This window comes from Protofrankia sp. CiP1_Cm_nod3 (assembly GCF_982290655.1).
Genome location: NZ_CEVIVD010000247.1, coordinates 1 through 3,977, shown reverse-complemented (window position 1 = coordinate 3,977; position 3,977 = coordinate 1). Strand labels below are relative to the sequence as shown.

Sequence of the window (3,977 nt, the reverse complement as noted above, 5' to 3'; positions counted from 1 at the left end):
CCCGACTGATGTCCGTGGTTACTACGTCGATGCGGGCCAGCATTCGGGTGAGCAGGAAGGCGTAATGATCGCTGAAGCGGCCAGTGAACGTCTCTTCCAACTCGCCGATCTTGCCACGTAGCCGGGTCCGGGCCAGCCGCACGAGGACCTTCGAGTCCCGTTCGCTGGAGACGAGAGCGGCCATCATGTCCCGGCCGGAGACCCCGAAGATGTCTGAGGTGACCACGCTGAGTTTGCTCTGGACGTCCTCCTGAGGCCAAAAAGTGGAAACCAGGTCATGGTGGGGTGAGGAGGGCTTCGAGTTCGGGCTCGGAGAGCAGGTTCGGGCGGACTACCTCGCCGGAGCGGACGTACAGGAACGCGGCGTCCACCGCGTCCAGCGCGACGCCGCGCAGCCGCGCCCACGCCAGCCGGTAGACCGCGAGCTGTGTCGCGTCCGCCCGCTGGCGGCCGGTCTTCCAGTCGACCACCTCCCACCGGCCGTCGCCGAGGTCGTACACCGCGTCGATGCGGCCCCGGACCGCCCGGCCGCCGATCAGCAGCTCGAACGGCGCCTCCACCGCGAACGGGCTGCGCCGGCCGTACGGGCTGGCCAGGAACGCCTCCCGCAGCGCCTCCGCATCCGCGGCATCGGCGTCGTCGATGCCCTCGTCCGCCGCCCCCGGCAGGTCGTCGAGGTCGATCAGCGGGGTCTGCTCGAACATCCCCTCCACCCAGGAGTGGAACGCCGTGCCCCGGCGGGCCTGCGGCACCGGCTGCCGCGGCATCGGGCGGGCGAGATCACGGGCCAGCCCCGCCGGGTCGGCCCGCAGCCGCACCACCTGGGACGCGGTGAGCGCGCGGGGCAGCTCCACCTCGCGGACGACCCGCCGGGCCCGGCGGGCCTCGGCCAGCAGCAGCTCGACGTCGGCGTCCAGCTCGGTGAGCATCTGCCGTTCCGCCGGGGTCATCCGCTCGTGGTCGTCGTCGGGAAGCGGACGGCCGGCGGTGAGCGCGGCCAGGTACCCGCCGACCTCCCGCGCGACGGCCTGCCGGCGGGCGAAGGCGACCGGCTCGTAGGGCAACGGCCAGTCCAGGTCATCCATGCCCGCGAGCTGCGGGTTCGTCTCCCCCTCGGACGGCGGCGGCGCCCACAGCGCGACCCGGCCGCCGCCGGCGCGGGCATGATCGTGGAGTTCGTCGAGGAACGCCGACGGCCCGCGGGGCCGGCGCTGCGACGGCCCCCACCAGTGGCCGCTGCCGAGCAGCAGCGACTTCGCCCGGGTGAACGCGACATAGCCGAGACGGCGTTCCTCCCGCTCCAGGTAGGCGTCGCACTCCGCGGTGAAGCCGGCGAGCGCGGCCTTGTCGTGGCCGCGCAGCGCCGGCAGGTCGTCGGCGTCCCCGCGCAGCGGTGTCGGGAGCATGGAGGCCGCCGTGGGCCACTTCGACCGGACCGTCGTGACGGGGAAGACCTTGCGGCTGAGGTTCGGCACGGCCACGACCTCCCACTCCAGCCCCTTGGACTTGTGGACGGTCATGAGCTGGACGGCGTCCGCGCCGGACGGGCTGGTCGCGTCCAGACCGCGCTCGTGCTCCCGCGCGGCCCGCAGGAAGGCCAGGAAGGCGCGGACCGAGCCGTCGTTGTCCAGGCCCTCGAAGTTCGCCGCGACGTCGATGAAGGCGGCGATGTTGTCCCGGCGGCGGGCCGTGACCGCCTCGGGGCTCGCGGCCAGTTCCACGTCCAGCCCGGTGACCTCGACAACCCGGTGGATGACGTCCAGCAGCGGCTCGTCGACGTGGGCGCGCAGGTGGCGCAGTTCCCCGGCGAGCATCCGCAGCCGGGCCCGGCCGGCGGGCGAGACCTCGTCGCCGGGGTCGTCGAGCACGTCGGCGAGCGCGACCACGTCACAGGGGTCGATCCCGGTCACGGCCTCGTCGAGCGGATCGAGCGAGCCGGCCGGGCCTGCTGGGTGGGCGCCGCCGTGACCGCCATGACCAGCCCCGTCGCCATAACCGGCATCGCCGCTTCGGCCGGTACCGCTGCCTCGGCCGGCGCCGTCACCATGGGCGTCATGATCGGCGGGGCTCTGTGGCTGTCGGGGCGCCTGCCGGCCGGGCGCCGGCTGGTCGGAGGCCATCTGGTCGGAAACCGACTGCTCGGACGCCGGCTGGTCGGGCGCCGGTCGGTCGAGGAAGGCTGCGCGGTCCGTCCCCGCCCGGACGGCCGCCCGCGCCGCGCGGCCGAGCGCCGCGAGATCCCGGCGGTCCAGCCGTATCCGTGGGCCGGTCAGCAGCCGGACCAGCGCGGCGTTGGCGGTGGGGTCGTCGAGCACCTCCAGGGTCGCGATGACGTCGGCGACCTCCGGCAGGCTCAGCAGGCCGCCGAGCCCGACGACCTCCACCGGCAGCCCCGCCGCCAGCAGGGCCGCGTACAGCGCGGGCACGTCGGAGCGCGCCCGCACCAGCACCGCGCACTCCCCCGGCCTGGCCCGCCCGGCGTCGACGATCTCCCGCAGCGTCGCGGCGACCCAGCGGACCTCGCCCGCCCAGGTCGGATGCAGCGCCACCACCGTCGTGCCGTGCTCGGCGACGTCCGGCCGGGGACGCAGCCGCGCGACGCGGTGGCGGGCCCGCAGAGCCGCCGCGACCGTGTTCGCCAGGCTCAGCAGCCGGCCGCCGCTGCGCTGGTTGACCGTCAGCTCGTACACCCGCGCCGGCTCGCCGTCACGGCGGCGGAAGTGCAGCGGGAAGCCGTCGAGGTTCGCCACCGACGCCCCCCGCCAGCCGTAGATCGCCTGGCAGGGGTCACCGACGGCGGTCACCGGGTGGCCGCCGCCGAACAGGCCGGCGAGCATCCGCCGCTGCGCCACGGAGGTGTCCTGATATTCGTCCAGGAGCACGACCCTGGCCCGGGCGCGTTCCAGCGCGCCGACCTCGGGCACGCTGTCCGCCAGCCGGACGGCGAGGGTCACCAGGTCGCCGAAGTCGATGACCTCCAGCTCCTGTTTGGCCGCCCGGTACTCCGCCACCATGGCGGCGAGCTCCCGGCGGGCGCGGGCGGCCAGCGCCATCCGGCCGAGGGCTTCGACATGGCTACGGGCCCGCGGGGCACGGCGGCCGGCGGCGATCGCGGCTTCGAGCTCCGCGAGCCGCTCCAGCTCGAAGGCGGCGAGGGCGTCCGGGTCGACGAGGTGTTCGCTGAGCTCCGCCTCGAGCGCGACGAGATCGCCTGCGAGCATCGACATCGGCCGGGTCAGCGCCTCGACCGGCCCGCGGTGCTGGCGCAGCACCCGGCTGGCGAGCTGGAAGCGAGTGGCGTCGGCGAGCAGCCGGAACCCCGGTTCGATGCCCAGCCGCAGCGCGTGGTCCGTGATCAGCCGTTTCGCGAACGAGTGGTAGGTGGACACGACCGGTTCACCGTCGACGTCCCCGCCCGGGGATGGCTGGGACGCGTTGGCCACCTGGTAGCCGGCCGGGCCGCCTTCCCGCTGGCCGGCGACCAGATCGACTCCTCGCTGGTCGAGAAGGACGCCCTGCGCGCCGTGGCCCGCGCCCGGTGCGGCCGGCGCACCGGCTTCACGCTGGTCAGGAGGGCCGCCCCGAGCTCCGGAGCCCCCGAAGCCCGTGCTCGGCGCGGCCAGCGCGTCGGCTCCCCGCTGGTCGGGACGGCCGCCCCGAGGATCATCGGCGGTGCCGGCCGGGCCGGCCTTTGCCAGGCCCCGGCGGATCCGGTCGGTCAGCTCGCCCGCGGCTTTAGTGGTGAAGGTGAGCCCGAGCACGTCCCCGGGCGCGACCTGGCCGGTCGCGACCAGCCAGACGACCCGCGCGGCCATCACCGATGTCTTGCCCGAACCGGCGCCGGCAACGATCACGCCGGGCTCCAGCGGTGCCGTCGCCGCGGCGATCTGCTCGCCGGTGAACGGCACCCCGAGCAGGTCACGCAGGTCCTCCGGAGCCAGCGAGACCAGCGGGGCCAGCGGGGCCAGCGGGGCCGG

The 3,977-nt window shown here is 75.0% G+C and carries 1 protein-coding gene and 1 pseudogene; both read right to left on the bottom strand.

Going from position 1 to position 3,977, the window contains the following annotated elements; all coding sequences use genetic code 11:
* Positions 1–226 (bottom strand): annotated as a pseudogene (locus AC5LUJ_RS23665) (IS110 family transposase); the annotation flags it as partial.
* 49 nt (positions 227–275) lie between these two features.
* Positions 276–3,968: an ATP-dependent helicase gene (locus AC5LUJ_RS23660; protein WP_493465818.1), complete on the bottom strand. Its 3,693-nt coding sequence runs from the start codon at positions 3,966–3,968 to the stop codon at positions 276–278.
* Positions 3,969–3,977 lie beyond the last annotated feature (9 nt).